We start from the raw sequence: 15,198 nt of genomic DNA, 5'->3' as shown, positions 1-15,198 counted from the left end.
CCATATGCAACAAATATCACTTAACTCACAGCAGTTCTATTCTAAAAATACATGTCACGCGATAAATAACGTCTGTTGTTTTTTTAAGATCTAGCGCACAGATACCTCATTCCAGTACGTGAATATACCGCCACCTTAAATCACTTGTCCCAACTAGGGCAGTACGGATCAAGCTGTGTAGCATAGACGTGATGACTACTTTCGCCGAACTCGGTTTACCCCATTCCATTGTTTATAGCCTCAACGGCGAGGGAATGCACGAAGCTTTTCCCATTCAAGCTGCTGCCATTCCAGACGCGCTTTCCGGAAAAGACATCCTGGGGCGAGCCCCCACTGGTTCCGGAAAAACCTTGTGCTTTGGAATCCCAATGGTCGCACGGCTGTCACAACACGGACATTCGATTCCCGGGCGACCCCGAGCTCTAATTCTTGTACCAACCCGGGAATTAGCCACCCAGGTTCAACAACGGCTATCCCCCATCGCACATGCACAAGGGCTTCGAATTATTGATGTCGTTGGCGGTGTCGCCATTTCTAAACAAGTTCGCCAATTTGCGGCACCAATCGATATTTTGGTGGCCACTCCGGGCCGAACGCTAGACCTGATACATAATAAACACCTAGATTTAAGTGATGTTTCCATCACCGCTATAGATGAGGCTGACCAAATGGCGGATATGGGATTTTTGCCACAGGTGCAGAAGATTCTTCGCAAAACCCCGCCGACCAGCCAACGACTGCTATTTTCAGCGACACTTGATGGCGATGTCTCCACGCTTATCGACGAGTTTTTAACCGATCCGGTTCTCCACTCAACGAGTACACCTGAGGCGGCGGTAGACACTATGAGGCACTATCAATTTGCCGTCACTAATAAAGATGACCGAACCCAGGTAGTACTTCACATCGGCGCCAGAAAAGGTCAAACGATAATGTTTACACGCACCAAGTATGCGGTGGACAAATGGGTGCGGAAGCTGCGTAGGGCTGGCATACATGCAGCCGGATTACATGGAAACAAAGGGCAAACCAGCCGCACAGCAGTCATTGATGCTTTCTCTAACGGAAAAATTAATGTATTAGTGGCAACTGATATTGCTGCCCGAGGAATCGACATCTCCACGGTTGATCTTGTCGTGCACATCGACCCTCCGGTCGAACCTAAATCCTACGTTCATAGGGCGGGACGCACTGCTCGGGCGGGCAGCACGGGAAGCGTCGTTACGCTATTTCTTCCAGATCAACAGGATGCTGTTGAATCAGTGCTAACCAAGGCGGGCGTCACGTTGGATGTACTACATATACATGCACTTTCCCCGCGACTGAAGCAAATTACCGGCGCGAAGACACCATCTGGAAAAACTCTGGGAGATTTTCAGCCCATCGAGACCCACGCGTTGACAAACACTTCCAAATCGCAACCCCATACAGTGAAAAGCGCCGCACAACCACGTCAAACGAAACCGCGGAAAAAGAAAAAACCATGGGGCGGAACCGTCTCAGTATCCAGGCATGGTGCACAGAAAAAACGCAACCGATGATTCCTATACCCAAGTCATCAGCTAGAATCTTTAGAAACGCAGGAAAGGCTTAAAATAGCAGCTCACTCGGCTGTCGGTTACAACTAATGGACATAGTTATCTCAGTTGCTTCACTTCTTGGCTTCATTTTGCTCACCGCAAGCACTGGTTTATTCGTTGCTGTCGAGTTTGCCTTAACCGGATTAGAGCGTGCCACCATCGATCAAGATGTGGCTGAGCGAGACGACAAATCTGCTCACGCAGTAAAACGCGACTATCAGAATCTTTCGTTCGTACTATCCGGCGCACAACTAGGCATCACTATCACCACCCTTGCAACTGGTTTTCTGGCTGAGCCAATCCTGGCTAAATTCTTGATACCAATACTCGAATACGCTGGGTTGTCAGCTACCTGGACCACAACCATCGCCTTGATCCTCGCGCTGATCATCGCCACCTTTTTATCCATGGTATTTGGAGAACTTGTTCCCAAAAACATCGCTATCACTGACCCACTGAACACCGCACGATTTGTGGTAGGCCCCGTGCACGTATTCAATTCCGTGTTTAGGGGGTTCATCAATTTACTCAATCGCTCCGCAAATGCTCTCGTTCGCAAGATAGGTATTGAACCAGCTGATGAACTCGCCACTGCCCGTAGCGCCCAAGAGCTCACTGCCCTTGTGCGCAACTCCGCCGAATCTGGCGATATTGATGCCACCACCGCTCGATTCTTAGATCGGTCACTTCGTTTCGGCGAAACAACCGCAGAAGAACTCATGACGCCCCGGTCAACGATTGAAACGTTGTCTCACGACGACACAGTGCTAGACCTTATAGCGTTAGCAATTGAAACCGGACACTCACGTTTCCCTGTGGTCCGAGGAGACCTGGACGAAACCATAGGTGTGGTTCATTACAAAGATGCTTTTGAGCTACCGCCAGAAAAGCGCCGTACTACCCTGCTATCCGAAATCGCCAGAAGCATCCCGGTCGTCCCCGAATCCTTAGACGGCGATGCCGTACTCAACGCGGTACGATCCGCAGGCTCCCAAGTAATTCTTGTCGCTGACGAATACGGTGGAACCGCAGGAATCATCACAATCGAAGATGTAATCGAAGAAATCCTTGGTGAGGTCTATGACGAACATGATAACGCGGACGCGGACAAAGATTTCGAACCGTTCGGTACGTCATGGGCTGTATCTGGACTCGTTCGGATAGATGAATTGGCGGAAAAAGTTGGTTACATAGCCCCTGATGGGCCTTACGAAACCCTAGGTGGACTCGTTATGAGCCAGTTGGGGAGGATTCCAACAATGGATGACGAGGTTATATTGCCAGAATCCGACCATCCAGCCCTAGCGGAATTTACCTCTGGTTTCAGCGGTCGATGGCTGGCCAAGGTATCCGCCATGGAAGACCGACGCGTAGACAAAGTTATAATCACTCCAATAACCGAAGAAGAATACAAAGAAATTGTCGCTAAAACTACGAGAGCTGAGGGCAACTGATGGGAATCATAACCACAGTATTGATGATCATCGCCCTACTAGCTGCAAACGCATTTTTCGTAGCCGCTGAATTTGCATTAATTTCATCGCGCCGGGATCGAATAGATAACCTTATTTTACAAGGACGACCAGGTGCTAAGCGTGTGCTATATGCGATAGAGCACCTTTCCATCATGTTGGCTGCGTGCCAGTTCGGCATAACTATATGTTCACTGATATTGGGTAAAGTTGCGGAACCCGCGATCGCTCATTTCATCGAGGGACCGTTTCTCCATTTCGGATTGCCAGAACAGTTTTTACACCCTATTTCATTTATCATCGCCTTAGCGTTGATAACGTTTCTCCATATTCTTTTCGGTGAAATGGTTCCAAAAAATATCGCCTTGGCTGGGCCTGAAACGTTGGCTCTGTGGTTAACGCCAGCCTTATTGGGATTTACTACGGTTACACGTCCACTCATTTCCTTTATGAATATGATCGCTCGTATGACGCTTCGGCTTTTTGGCATCGAACAACGCGATGAGCTTGATTCAACGGTTGATGAAGACCAACTGAAGACAATGATTTCAGAGTCGCGATCCGAGGGTCTGCTTGATGCAGAAGAACACGCACGGCTAAATAAAGCACTCCGAGTCGATCGCAGTCTCACCGAAGTAATGATTCCCATCGAAAAAGTACGAACAGTATCGTTTGGTACACGCGGCCCATTGCTTTCAGATCTCGAAACTGCCGCTGCTGAAACAGGCTTTTCTCGATTCCCAGTTATGGCGACAAACGGGTCTTATCTCGGATACGTACATATCAAAGACGTCCTTGATCGGTTTGATGGCAAGGCCGAAAATACGCCAGACGCAATTGTGCATCGCGCCGAAATCCGGCCTCTGACCAATGTCGACGCGGCAGGAACAATTGATGAGGCATTGCATTTACTCCACAAACGTTCGGCGCACATGGCACAGGTGCGTGATCGGGGAACGTTGATTGGTGTGATCACTCTTGAAGATCTCATTGAGGAATATGTAGGAACTTTTAGCGACTGGACTCACCAGCAAAATCAATCACCAGAATCATGATCTATCTCGATACCGCAGAATGGACAACACTGCAATCTGAGCATATTGCTCGGGCTAAATCTTTTACCGCTGCACACCTTGAGCGTCGAAAAGCAGGCAAAAAACATCCGGTCTTTGATTTCCTTTTCGAATACTATCCCATTCGTGCAGCACATTTAGAACGCTGGCATCCTGGCATAGGTGTAGCAATTTTCGACCCTGTTACAGCAAGTCAACAAGCAGGATGGAAATATTATCACAACAAGAATCAATACACCTGCATCGATATCGATCATTACCGTGATGCGCGTCGGCAGACGCTCACCTTCATCCGAGATCTACTTAGCAAAACTGAACAGAATCAGGCTCGATTCGATTGTTTTGGACTCCATGAATGGGCGATGGTCTATCAAACAGACTCTCCTCGCCACTCACTTCCACTTCGATTAGGCGCCATAGATACCCAGCGAGTAGTGGAAGAAAATTCACTGCGATGCACGCACTTTGACGCCTTCCGATTTTTCACGCCTTCTGCTCGGCCTTTAAATCTAACCGTGTTAAGCCGAGAAAAACAGCCCGAAACGGAGCAGCGCGGTTGTGTCCATGCCACAATGGACCTGTATAAGTGGGCTGCAAAATTAGGGCCTATAATAGCTGGTTCCCTCTGGCTAGATACATTTGAGCTTGCGCAACGCGCTCGTATTTTAGACATGGAAGCATCCCCGTATGATTGCCGCGAATTTGGGCTAGGCGTTGTCGCAATAGAGACTACAGCGGGAAAACAAGAATACGTGGAACGGCAACGCGCGTTATCTTATGATGCAACGAAGCTTCGCGATCGGCTAGTCTCGGCCATCGACCACGTTTTCGCACTACACTAGAACTTTAAAGAAACGACAATTAACCGCGCATGTAATGCCAAAACACTGAACGAGAGGACCTTAGTGCTATGGGTCGCCATTCTGATGGGCAAAGCAATTACAAAATTTCTGGTGGAGTCTACGCAATTCTTGCGTGCCTACTCATTGCGGTAATAGTCGTGTCCTTATGGTTTCGGGCAATTAAAGACGATTCTGAAACCATAGATACTGCAAAATGTATGGCCGGCAACCTCACCCTCCCAGTCGCTGCTCAAAGTTCAATCCAGGATATTGCCCAGACGCTTATCGATGACTACAATGCTGCTTCCCCAATTGTGCGCGACCACTGTGTCCGCGCAATGCTTACACCTTCCATAGCGGAAGCAGGCGTGTTTATTTCCAGCCAATCCGACGGGGCAATCACCGCAGAACTTGCGGAACACGGTCGCTCGCCAGCTACGTTAGAATGGCCCACTGCATCGACCCTTAAGGTAGGCGTAGCTAGTACTAAACAAGTTGCGGCAGATTCTCTGGTAGATGTTTCATACCCTGTTGCTGACAATTCGGTTGCTTCGGCCTTGGTTGCTGCGGCGGTAAATAAAAACGCAAAAGAAAAAGTATCTGAGGTTTTGGAGAAAAACAAGACCGTTACTCTAGCAAGCGCTGCTGAGTCAGGTGCAGAGATTATTGCCACCAATGAAAAAGCTGTTCCCACTGGATATAGCTTCACCGACATTGCCGACTTACGGCAGCCCGTCCGAGTAGTTGCACTTAACGCTACTAATTCCGCTGGTGAAGAGGTCATTCGCGCCGGTGCGGATTTTGGCGCAGCAGCAACCAACGCTGATGCAGCAAAGTCAGCAACAACTGTTTCCGCTTTAGCTGCAGTAGAAGCCCTACATGCGTTCGACGCTTCCCACACCGCGCCACCACAAACTACAGAATCCATCACAGCACAGCCCAACAATGACCTTACCGCCGCAAATACATTGTTCTTATTTGATACCTCGGAACAAATGTCCTACGATTCGGGCAACGCAACAACCTGGTTCCAGGCTACCTCCAATGCAATAGCTAAAACTGCCGAAAAAATTGCACAGAAGAACCGGTCGTTAGCCTTGTGGAACTACTCCTCCCCTCTTAATCAAGGAGTTACCCGCGGATGGCGCACCAACATCATGTTCAGCAATCAGGCAACTGCTTCTAAGATAGGTCAAACTGCCATTGCATTCGGAACCGGTGGCGTTCCACAAACCCGATCTGCAACTTTAGCTGCCGTACGCTACGGGGTGGAATATGCTAAGGAAGCCCATGAGCCTGTGCGTATCGTAGTAATCACCACTGGCACGGCGGATCAAGGCGATCTTGACGCATTACAAGCCTTGATGGCTGATGCGCAAGGAACTAACACTGAACTGAGTGTGATACATGTCGGCTCCGGAAACGTGGATAAGGAACTTGCTGCGATTGCTACTCGTTCTGAAACAGTTTCTTCTCCCGCTGATTTGCAGGCCACGCTCGATAAACTTTCCGGGATCTAGCGGTCTTGGCGTTAAATCAATCAACCGAAAGGGTCAAATTGTAAAAGGCTATCTGCCATGGCCCAGAGATTACCATGGTAGATAGCCTTAAAAGCTATTGAAGGAAAGCAGCTAAGAACTACGACGCCGACGGCGATCAGCGAGCTCATCAACAGCTACGCTTTTCGCTTCAGGTTCTTCTATATTCGTGGCAACCTTTTCGAACGGGAACGCAGAGATTGTTCCGGTCAGTTCCTTCATGATTCCCGGCACCGCGATACCAAAGACTCCCTGACCGCCACCAAGCAGATCGATGACTTCCTCTGCGCTACGGCATTCGTAGACAGTAGAGCCGTCCGAGACTAAGGTGATCTTTGCAAGATCATCAACACCGCGATCTCGAAGTTTGTCAACAGCCTGACGTATGTTCTGCAAGGAAATCCCGGTATCAAGAAGTCGTTTGACAATCTTTAATACTAATATGTCTTTAAAAGAATAAAGCCGCTGGGAACCAGAACCACGAGCGGTCCGGATACTGGGCTCCACCAGCTTTGTACGTGCCCAATAATCCAGCTGGCGGTACGTTATTCCAGCCACCTGACAGGCGATGGGCACACGGTAACCGACTTCCTCGTCGGGCCCCATGTCAAACAACGACTCTTGTATTGGTCGATCACTCATGAGTGCGCTCCTTGCATTCTCTGGTATCGCGAAACAGCATGCTACAAGCAAGTACTATTTACTATTCTTAGGCAAGGTTAGCGAAGCGTCAAGAATTTAACTTGCGACACGCCGTTAACTTAAACCTCAACTTGAAGTTTAAACTTAAAACGCACCGCTGTCATCTTCATTCACATCGATAATTCTAATTATCACTCGCCTCAAAACTGAAAGCCTTACAATCCCCCGTCCTTTTCCGTGTCGGTATCACTCTTTTTTCCAAGAAGATCCGACTCGCGCACCCCCATGCTCTCCATCAATGCCGAAAAATCAGCATCGGCGGCAGCGTCACCAGAAGCAGATGCTTCCCATCCGGTTTCCGTTATATCTTCTCCGAAATCCAATCCAAACCATTGCCGCATGTCCGCTTCCGAAACATAGACGCTAGCCTGCATTAATACTTCTTCGTCAACCAGAATTGGCAAATCCAGGGAATGCGCGATTGCAATACCATCACTTGGTCGGCAATCGATTTCAAAATCGGATTCAGTAATTAACGCTGCAATAAATTCTCCTTCATAGAAGGACGTAATGCGAAGCTCTTTGAACCCTATTTCCCCCATTGAGCTAACCGATAGGAACAAATCTTCAAACCGGGGGCGACGCGGGGGTATCTCCGCTTCTCTGCGTTGCTGAGCAATGGCATCCACCGGGCTAATCCATATCGGAAGAATCCGCTTCTTTTCGTTCCACCGAAAGACCAAGCAACTGTGACTCTCCGGGAAAACCGAGACTTGAAGGTATTCAACAACATGAAACGCCATAAATTTAGACTTCCATTACCGACTTTAATAACCCAGCTGACTATGAAGCTCGTTTTTCACCAAAGAAGCATGCAAGGAAACAACCAAAGCGGTCATCTGTTGGCTCATTTCTTCGGCGCGCTCTTTCGCTCCCTCACCCCTGGACCTGGCAACCGGTGTAGCGGCTTGGGAGATAAGTGAGGCCTGGCGGCTCGCGGTGTTTTTTAGAGATTTGAGGTGTCGCACATCAAATCCAAATTCGCCCAACGCATCTGCCGTCGATACAATTCTGACGTCATCTACAGTAAAAAAACCAGCAGGATCAGGCTTAATAATGCCGACGCTGGCCAATTCCGCGACGAAATCCACGTCAACATGAGCTTGTTCCGCTACATCCGTGTCTGTCAACCTTGTAACCACTGGCTTTCGGAATTGCTCAGGACTAATCATCGGTTGTGCGTCTACGGTTTTCATGATTGGCGTAATCGCGCCGGAGTCCATTGCGTCTAATTGCTCACGAATTACTTTTAGTGGCAAGTAGTTATCTCGCTGGGTAGTAAGTATGTAACGCAACCGATCGATATCGGCCTGAACATACTTGCGGTAACCAGAGCTCGCACGTTGTGGAGAAATGAGCCCTTCGGATTCCAGGAATCGAATCTTGGAAAGCGTGACATCCGGAAATTCGGCTTGAAGCTGCTTAAGCACAACACCGATACCCATCGTTTTATTTGGCTTGGTTGCCGATTGCGAACGACTAGACATTGGTGATGCCGAATGCGATAGGGCGCCCATGGACAAAGCTTTCCGTTTCTTTATGTATTAAGGACTGACATTTTAAAATTCCCGCCATTAGCCAACGACGGGACTTGATGATCCCAGGATAGCACCTTTTGTCAACAATTTATCCTTGACTTTTGCTGCTAAGACCTGAAGCAATCGAATGAGGGATCACGGCTTTACACTTAGCTGTTATTAGTGTGTTGATCCCGCGAGAAATACCAATCGGAACTTGCCAATTTGGATCTCATCCCCAGAGGAAAGAATCTCAGAATTCCGAGGTTCGCGATTGACGTAAGTTCCGTTCAAAGAACCAACATCAACGACTTCAAAAGAACCATCTGTCAACCGAAACTCCGCGTGACGACGAGACACCGTAACGTCATCAAGAAAAATGTCGGAGTCAGGATGCCGACCAGCGGTTGTTGTCGCTTGGTCTAGCAAAAATCGTGCGCCAGCATTGGGACCGCGTTTAACAATGAGCATTCCAGCCCCAGCAGGAGGAGCAACATCGGCACTTGTGCTGGAACTCGCTCCCGCACCATTTTCCATTTCTTTCAGTAAGTCAGCACGAAAGACCGAAGTCGTCTCGACCTGAACATCTTGAGTACCGTTGTTCTCACTCATCGTGAAACCCTCCATGTAAGAAGATCTGGCTTGCAATAGCCGCTAATGTGGTCACTGAAACATCGTAACGAGCAACTGCCCCCATGTTTCAGCCAATGCTTTCATGATAGCGGTTTGTTGCGCCAAAGGCGTGTTTCCACTAAATATCCAGCCCACAGACTTGATTTGACCAAGGCCAGGTAAATTACAATCCTGTAATTTGCCTATTTTTCACAGCGTGAAAAGACAAAGGCTAATTCTACCGAAAAATGCTTCCGATTCCCTGAATAACCGAGTTGCCCGACCCAGCCAATGGATTATCAGAAACCATATACGTCCAAGTTGCAGACGGTCGTGCGAGTCCTTGATCCGCTAGGTGTGCACCATTCGAGTCGATAACAATAGAATCAAAGGTCTGGACAGCATCATCGACTGCTTTTTGTGCCAAATTTTTAAACTCGCGAACTGCAATACGGTGGAATTCATCTATTGGTGTCTCCCTGGCGATTGCCCGCAAATGGATTGATTCACGCACGTCATCCATATGGGCCAAGTGGCTGCTCCACCCGTGATCTAAGTGATACAACATAATTTCACGAGAAGCCTTGATTAAAACTTCGAGATCTAGAGTTTGGGAAAGCTCCTTGGCTTTATCGGACCTGGCGTGAATTTCTTTCCATGCCTGATCGGTATCAAGCAATATTGCCCGACGCTCATCAATAATATCCCGCTGATCTGCCAGTAATTTATTGTATTTCCACGTCTGAGAATGGATTTCAAGCAATTGCCCTTCTGTCACGCGTTGGCAATGTTCAATCCAATCCCGTACCCGTTTGGATTCGATACTTCCATCTGATTCTGGACGAACTGATACATTTTCGCCAGCGCCACCTACAGCCACCATATCGTCTTCCAGCGATACGAAAAATAGCGAAAAGCCTGGATCGCCTTGCCGTCCCGCCCGACCTCGCAGTTGGTTGTCGAGGCGCGCCGTTCGATGCCGTGCAGTTCCTATTACGGCCAATCCGCCGAGGGAAACTACCTTGCTGTGGTCTTTTTCGTCCGCACCACCTAACTTGATGTCCGTGCCGCGACCGGCCATTTGTGTGGAAACTGTAACTCGACCAACGTCTCCAGCTTCTGCAATGATTCGAGCCTCTTCAGCATCGTTTTTTGCGTTTAGCACATTAACTTCAATATCGAATTCCCGAAGAGCGTCGGCTAAAGCCTCGGATTCCGCTACGTCTTGGGTACCGACAAGCACGGGTTGGCCTGTTGAATGAATCCGTCGAATCTCATCCACAATTGCAGAATTTTTTTCCGCAATAGTCGCATACACCCGATCTTGCTCGTCGAATCGCGCCAATGGTTTATTTCGTTCAATCACGCTTACTCGAAGATCATAAAAGCTACGCAGCTGATCGGTTGCTTCAACCGCAGTGCCTGTCATGCCACAAACCATCGGGTACCGTCGCATGAGCGCTTGTAACGTGATTGTGTCGAGAATCCGACCTCCCTCGGTAACCGCCAAGCCTTCCTTTGCTTCCACAGCGGCTTGAACGCCATCGGGCCACCGCTGCAAATCAGCAACTCGACCTTTTGATGCATCTATGAGAGCTACTTTTCCATCCCGAACGATATAGTGAACATCGCGTATGAGTAATGCTTGTGCATGGAGCGCTAAGTTAACCTGCACAAGTGTACTCCCGACGTTTTCGTCGTCGTAAAGCGATTCAATCCCGAGTGCGGATTCAAGTTTTTGAGCACCAGACTCAGTGAGGAATACATTACGCCGATCATCGTCAACGGTATAGTCCTCGGCCTCGCGCAGTCTCCGCACGATCTCGGTTATCCTCCCCCCAGGGGCATGTCCAGGCTCATTTCCGGCTAACACCAACGGCACTAATGCCTCATCTACTAAAACAGAATCGGCTTCATCCACTATTGCGACGTCCGCACCATGTTGAACCGCCTGTGCCCGTTCAGTTATCAATTGATCACGCAAAACGTCAAATCCCAGTTCGTTAACTGGCGCATAGACGATATTGGCAGCATATGCTTTTCGACGTTCGACACTCGACATGTCCTCTGTGATCGCTGCAATAGTAAGGCCAAAGTACCGAACCAGCGGCCCCATCCAATCCGCATCTCGTTCAGCCAAGTAATCGTTAACCGTAATCGTGTGAACCCGCTTGCCCATTAGACCAAAGCCAGTGCTAGCCATAGCGCCTACAAGAGTCTTGCCTTCCCCAGTCGCCATTTGAATAACATCGCCTTCCAAAAGCCGCAGCACTGCCTGGGATTGCACTGGAAAAGGTGTTAGTCCTAAGGTGCGTTCAGAAGCAATCGCCAAAACGGCGAGAAACTCAGCAGGGTCGTCCAGGGTTCCATTTTTTGTCGCCGCAACCGCACGATTAACGAGTTCGGAATCAGTCAACGCTGCAAGCTCAAGTTTCTTCGTTTCTGCTTGGTCGACGATAGCTAGGCTACGCTTTTGATTTCGCCCTTGTTTGCCGCCCATCGCTTTCCAAAACCAATCGAAACCAGCCACCTGAGCCTCCGTTGTTGTTTGTGAGTTTTAATCTAGCCTTTTAAATCTTAACGCTACAGGTTCAGTGTGCATTCCCCTAGCTGGTTTACAATTCTTTTCAAAATCAATCACCTGATAGCCCATGACGTGACTTAGATTTCATTTCGCGCCCGCATTAACGAATATGACATCGATCGCGTGCGGTGGTTTCCAGCTGAGTGCCTTAATATTTTAAGGAATGATATTTTGCACTGTTTCCTGGCTTGTGTACAGCTGGTTTAATAGTGCCACCATAAAGTTAGATCGGTTGATCCACAGGGAGACCTTTGTGCATTCCATTAGCGTTAAATTACCAAGTTCCAATGGTTACATGATGGCTGGGACACTCGACATGCCGGATACCCCACCATTTACGTATGCAATGTTTGCTCATTGTTTTACCGGCTCTCGGTTTACGCCAGCTGCTGCTCGGGTATCCAAAACCCTCGCGGAAACCGGAATTGCATGCTTACGTTTTGATTTTCCAGGATTAGGTCAGTCTGAAGGTGATTTTCATAAAACCAGTTTCTCTGAAAACGTAAACGACATTATCGCGGCTAATCAGTGGCTTTCCGAAAACTATTCTGCACCTCAATTGTTGATTGGACATTCATTGGGCGGCGCCGCAGCACTAAAAGCCGCAACAATGATTCCCAATCTCAAAGCTGTGGCCACTATCGGTGCTCCTTTCGATCCAGCGCATGCGGTTCTCCACTTTGCTGATCGTATCAGTGAGGTAGATGAGACAGGTGCGGTTACACTCACGTTGGGTGGTCGGGACATCACTATTTCCCGGGAGTTCCTGGAAGATCTGGCCGAAACCAATCCAGAAGCGTACCTACCCACGCTTCGTAAGCCATTGCTTATCATGCACTCGCCTACCGACCAAACCGTTGGCATCGATAACGCACAAAATATCTTTCTGAAAACAAGATATCCCAAATCTCTGGTGTCACTACATAAAGTTGACCATCTGTGTACCAAGACCGGAGCCGCCCAACTCGCTGCCCGCATCATCCGCAACTGGGTGGAACAACATATTGTTCCACAATCTTCGGATTCGCCTTTTATCCCTGCCAATACCGTTGTAGCTCATTCCACAAAGGCTGGAAAATTCTCTGGCCTGGTTCACGTCGGCGCACAGCCGATTGCCACAGACAAAGATAAAGCCGATGGTGGAAAGAATCTTGGCGTGACCCCAACTTCGTTATTGATTGCTGCGCTTGCTTCTTCAACTAAACAAGCGATCCAAACAGCCGCGCAGTCCGCCCGAATGAAACCATTGACAAACATTGAGGTCACAATATCTCCAATTGCGTCAACCCTCGGGACGCTTCACCTTAAACGATCAATAAAAATTACTGGTGATAGCCTCACCGAAGACGAACGCAAAGTTTTATTTTCTGCCGCCCAGCCCTGTGAAATATCTACGTTTCTTAGTGATTCGGTGGTTATTGAGGATACTTTTCAGTGAGTGATTTCCCACTATCTGATGCCTGCCCATGTCAATCCGGGCTATGCTATGGCGATTGCTGCTTCTTGCTGCATCGCAAAATGCGTTCCGCCCCTACCGCTGAAGCTCTCATGCGTTCCCGCTATAGCGCTTTTGTGCTTCTCAACGCTGACTACTTGCTTTATTCTTGGCATCCCTCAACCGCTCCAACGACTCTGGAATTCGATCGAGATCTAACCTGGAATGGACTGTCCATCACCCACACAAGTGGCGGTGGCCCCTTTGATGCAGTTGGATCCGTAACGTTTATGGCCTACTACGAATGCGCTGGCGTCAAAAACACTCTTACCGAAAAATCTCATTTCTCGCGCTGGGAGAAACGTTGGGTTTATGAATCAGGCATTGTAACAGGTTAATACCAGCTCATAGGCAGAATTGGCGCTTTGGGATAACAATGCTGTAATCTGTGGGAGCTACTTTCTTAAGCAGCAATCGGACTGTGGCGCAGTTTGGTAGCGCACTTGACTGGGGGTTAAGGGGTCGCAGGTTCAAATCCTGTCAGTCCGACCAATTGTCATCAGTCGGGACATAGTTGACATATCAGTCGCGACATGGTGGACATAACCGGTGGTCTGTGTTCTGGAATATGAACACCGATCACCGGTTATTTTTGTGTGTTTTTCCAGATGGGTTTTTGGTAGTCGCGGGTTTCGTCGATGACGTGTTCGGTGAGGATTTCGCCGGTGGCGGTAAGCGCGGTGGTGATGTGTTTATCTACTATGACCATGGTGACTTTTTGCCCACTGTATGGGCGTCCAATTCCTAGGTGGTACAGCCGTCCAGCGTATCGGAGTGTGACACGTCCTGCCTTGTCTACTTTGTCTTTCCGGGTGCGCCATTCGTTATCGGTACGGGTCAGCGGTGAGGCTTTGGGAAGGTGTGTATACGCCTCATAAGGGGTTCTTTTGGCCAACGCTCGGTGTGGTCGTTGGGTGTTGTAGTACTTGGCGAATGCATCGAGTTGGTGTTGTAGTTGTGTTATTGTCCGCGCGGTTGGTTGGGCTTTGAGCCATTTTTTCAGCGTTTGGTGAAACCTTTCGATTTTTCCTTGGGTCTGTGGGTGCCCAGGACGACCGTTTTTCTGCTGGATATGGTGTTTGTTAAGGAAAACCTCAAACCCGTTGCGTCCACCACGCATGCCTGCGAATCGGGCGGTAAAAATCATGCCGTTATCAGTCAAGGTTGATTGTGGCGTTCCGTAGGTGCTGATCAGCTGTTGCATAGCGTCAACAACATCCACACCAGTACATATTGGATATGCTTTGATAAAAAGCAGGTAGCGGGAGTGATCGTCGAGGAAATCAAGAATTTCGACCCGTTGCCCGTTTGCAAGGTAGCAGTAGGTCACATCTGCTTGCCAACATTCGTTCGGTAGTGCGGCTTCGAACCGCACATAGGAGGATTTCGGGCGTTTTTGCGGTTGTGGTTTCACCAGTCCAGCTGCGGTTATGATACGACGGATCGTTGATGTTGACAGAACGTGCATTCCTTGACGACGAAGATGCGAGGCAATGGTATCTGGGCCCGCGTCAAATCCTGCTTTGGTGAGGTTTATGCGGATTGTGATGATCTCGTGGCGCACTGAGTCGGTCACTGCCCGTGGGTTTACACAAGGCTTTTTCGATCGAGGTTGCACCGCAGCTTCTCCACCTGCTTCAAACCGATGCAGGATGGTGTAAACCCATTGACGTGACACTTTGAAATGTTGGGCAGCTTCGGCAACAGTGTGCCCTTGATCAACAACATATCGAACGATTGCAAGGTTTCGATGAGGACTATTCATGTGTCAACGATGTCGCGA

Annotated in this window: 13 protein-coding genes and 1 tRNA gene; 8 read left to right on the top strand and 6 right to left on the bottom strand. The window is 48.9% G+C overall.

Annotation, left to right across the window (positions count from 1 at the left end; all coding sequences use genetic code 11):
- Positions 1 to 191: 191 nt before the first annotated feature.
- The 5 genes from CMUST_RS07690 to CMUST_RS07670 all read left to right on the top strand — a co-directional run bounded on the left by CMUST_RS07690 (position 192) and on the right by CMUST_RS07670 (position 6,487).
- Complete coding sequence (locus CMUST_RS07690) at positions 192 to 1,541, top strand: DEAD/DEAH box helicase (RefSeq protein ID WP_047262026.1); 1,350 nt, start codon at positions 192 to 194, stop codon at positions 1,539 to 1,541.
- Positions 1,542 to 1,627: 86 nt separating this feature from the next.
- Positions 1,628 to 3,034, top strand: coding sequence for a hemolysin family protein (locus tag CMUST_RS07685; RefSeq protein ID WP_047262025.1), 1,407 nt, complete (start codon positions 1,628 to 1,630; stop codon positions 3,032 to 3,034).
- On the top strand, positions 3,034 to 4,107 hold the full coding sequence (locus tag CMUST_RS07680; protein WP_047262024.1) for a hemolysin family protein: 1,074 nt from the start codon (positions 3,034 to 3,036) through the stop codon (positions 4,105 to 4,107). Before CMUST_RS07685 ends, CMUST_RS07680 begins: the two co-directional genes overlap by 1 nt.
- On the top strand, positions 4,104 to 4,967 hold the full coding sequence (locus tag CMUST_RS07675; protein WP_047262023.1) for a hypothetical protein: 864 nt from the start codon (positions 4,104 to 4,106) through the stop codon (positions 4,965 to 4,967). Before CMUST_RS07680 ends, CMUST_RS07675 begins: the two co-directional genes overlap by 4 nt.
- A 68-nt stretch (positions 4,968 to 5,035) precedes the next feature.
- Positions 5,036 to 6,487: a vWA domain-containing protein gene (locus tag CMUST_RS07670; protein WP_047262022.1), complete on the top strand. Its 1,452-nt coding sequence runs from the start codon at positions 5,036 to 5,038 to the stop codon at positions 6,485 to 6,487.
- 111 nt (positions 6,488 to 6,598) lie between these two features.
- Here the strand turns inward: CMUST_RS07670 and CMUST_RS07665 are convergent, their stop codons facing one another.
- From CMUST_RS07665 to secA2, 5 genes are all read right to left on the bottom strand, one after another.
- Entirely contained in the window at positions 6,599 to 7,147 is a 549-nt protein-coding gene (locus CMUST_RS07665; protein ID WP_047262021.1) for a MerR family transcriptional regulator, read from the bottom strand.
- 215 nt (positions 7,148 to 7,362) lie between these two features.
- Positions 7,363 to 7,950, bottom strand: a complete 588-nt coding sequence (locus CMUST_RS07660) for a bifunctional nuclease family protein (protein ID WP_047262020.1) — start codon at positions 7,948 to 7,950, stop codon at positions 7,363 to 7,365.
- A gap of 24 nt (positions 7,951 to 7,974) precedes the next feature.
- Positions 7,975 to 8,724: a transcriptional regulator FtsR gene (ftsR, locus tag CMUST_RS07655; protein WP_047262019.1), complete on the bottom strand. Its 750-nt coding sequence runs from the start codon at positions 8,722 to 8,724 to the stop codon at positions 7,975 to 7,977.
- A 180-nt stretch (positions 8,725 to 8,904) separates the two neighbouring features.
- Positions 8,905 to 9,336, bottom strand: coding sequence for an oxoglutarate dehydrogenase inhibitor Odhl (gene odhI / locus CMUST_RS07650; protein WP_047262018.1), 432 nt, complete (start codon positions 9,334 to 9,336; stop codon positions 8,905 to 8,907).
- A gap of 238 nt (positions 9,337 to 9,574) precedes the next feature.
- Positions 9,575 to 11,866, bottom strand: coding sequence for an accessory Sec system translocase SecA2 (gene secA2, locus CMUST_RS07645; protein WP_047262017.1), 2,292 nt, complete (start codon positions 11,864 to 11,866; stop codon positions 9,575 to 9,577).
- A gap of 307 nt (positions 11,867 to 12,173) precedes the next feature.
- Between secA2 and CMUST_RS07640 the strand changes: the two genes are divergently transcribed.
- The 3 genes from CMUST_RS07640 to CMUST_RS07630 all read left to right on the top strand — a co-directional run bounded on the left by CMUST_RS07640 (position 12,174) and on the right by CMUST_RS07630 (position 13,907).
- Positions 12,174 to 13,358 carry a bifunctional alpha/beta hydrolase/OsmC family protein gene (locus CMUST_RS07640; RefSeq protein WP_047263475.1) on the top strand — a complete coding sequence of 395 codons (1,185 nt, stop codon included), beginning with the start codon at positions 12,174 to 12,176 and terminating at the stop codon, positions 13,356 to 13,358.
- Positions 13,355 to 13,753 carry a YchJ family protein gene (locus tag CMUST_RS07635; protein WP_047262016.1) on the top strand — a complete coding sequence of 133 codons (399 nt, stop codon included), beginning with the start codon at positions 13,355 to 13,357 and terminating at the stop codon, positions 13,751 to 13,753. Before CMUST_RS07640 ends, CMUST_RS07635 begins: the two co-directional genes overlap by 4 nt.
- A 77-nt stretch (positions 13,754 to 13,830) precedes the next feature.
- A tRNA-Pro gene (locus CMUST_RS07630) sits at positions 13,831 to 13,907 on the top strand.
- 94 nt (positions 13,908 to 14,001) lie between these two features.
- On the opposite strand, the gene CMUST_RS07625 is transcribed toward CMUST_RS07630, so the two are convergent.
- A complete protein-coding gene (locus CMUST_RS07625) occupies positions 14,002 to 15,180 on the bottom strand; it encodes an IS481 family transposase (RefSeq protein WP_047262015.1) in 1,179 nt (392 codons plus the stop codon).
- Positions 15,181 to 15,198: the final 18 nt, after the last annotated feature.

This window comes from Corynebacterium mustelae, from assembly GCF_001020985.1.
Classification (GTDB): Bacteria; Actinomycetota; Actinomycetes; order Mycobacteriales; family Mycobacteriaceae; genus Corynebacterium; species Corynebacterium mustelae.
Note: the sequence above shows the minus strand (reverse complement) of the source record. Positions and strands in the feature narration are given on the sequence as shown.

Excerpts from the sequence above, each read along its gene's own strand:
- CMUST_RS07680 (WP_047262024.1), top strand. The coding sequence starts at position 3,034 with ATGGGAATCATAACCACAGTATTGATGATCATCGCCCTACTAGCTGCA.
- CMUST_RS07675 (WP_047262023.1), top strand. The coding sequence starts at position 4,104 with ATGATCTATCTCGATACCGCAGAATGGACAACACTGCAATCTGAGCAT.
- CMUST_RS07670 (WP_047262022.1), top strand. The coding sequence starts at position 5,036 with ATGGGTCGCCATTCTGATGGGCAAAGCAATTACAAAATTTCTGGTGGA.
- ftsR (WP_047262019.1), bottom strand. The coding sequence starts at position 8,724 with ATGGGCGCCCTATCGCATTCGGCATCACCAATGTCTAGTCGTTCGCAA.
- CMUST_RS07625 (WP_047262015.1), bottom strand. The coding sequence starts at position 15,180 with ATGAATAGTCCTCATCGAAACCTTGCAATCGTTCGATATGTTGTTGAT.
- CMUST_RS07685 (WP_047262025.1), top strand. The coding sequence starts at position 1,628 with ATGGACATAGTTATCTCAGTTGCTTCACTTCTTGGCTTCATTTTGCTC.
- CMUST_RS07690 (WP_047262026.1), top strand. The coding sequence starts at position 192 with ATGACTACTTTCGCCGAACTCGGTTTACCCCATTCCATTGTTTATAGC.
- odhI (WP_047262018.1), bottom strand. The coding sequence starts at position 9,336 with ATGAGTGAGAACAACGGTACTCAAGATGTTCAGGTCGAGACGACTTCG.
- CMUST_RS07660 (WP_047262020.1), bottom strand. The coding sequence starts at position 7,950 with ATGGCGTTTCATGTTGTTGAATACCTTCAAGTCTCGGTTTTCCCGGAG.
- CMUST_RS07665 (WP_047262021.1), bottom strand. The coding sequence starts at position 7,147 with ATGAGTGATCGACCAATACAAGAGTCGTTGTTTGACATGGGGCCCGAC.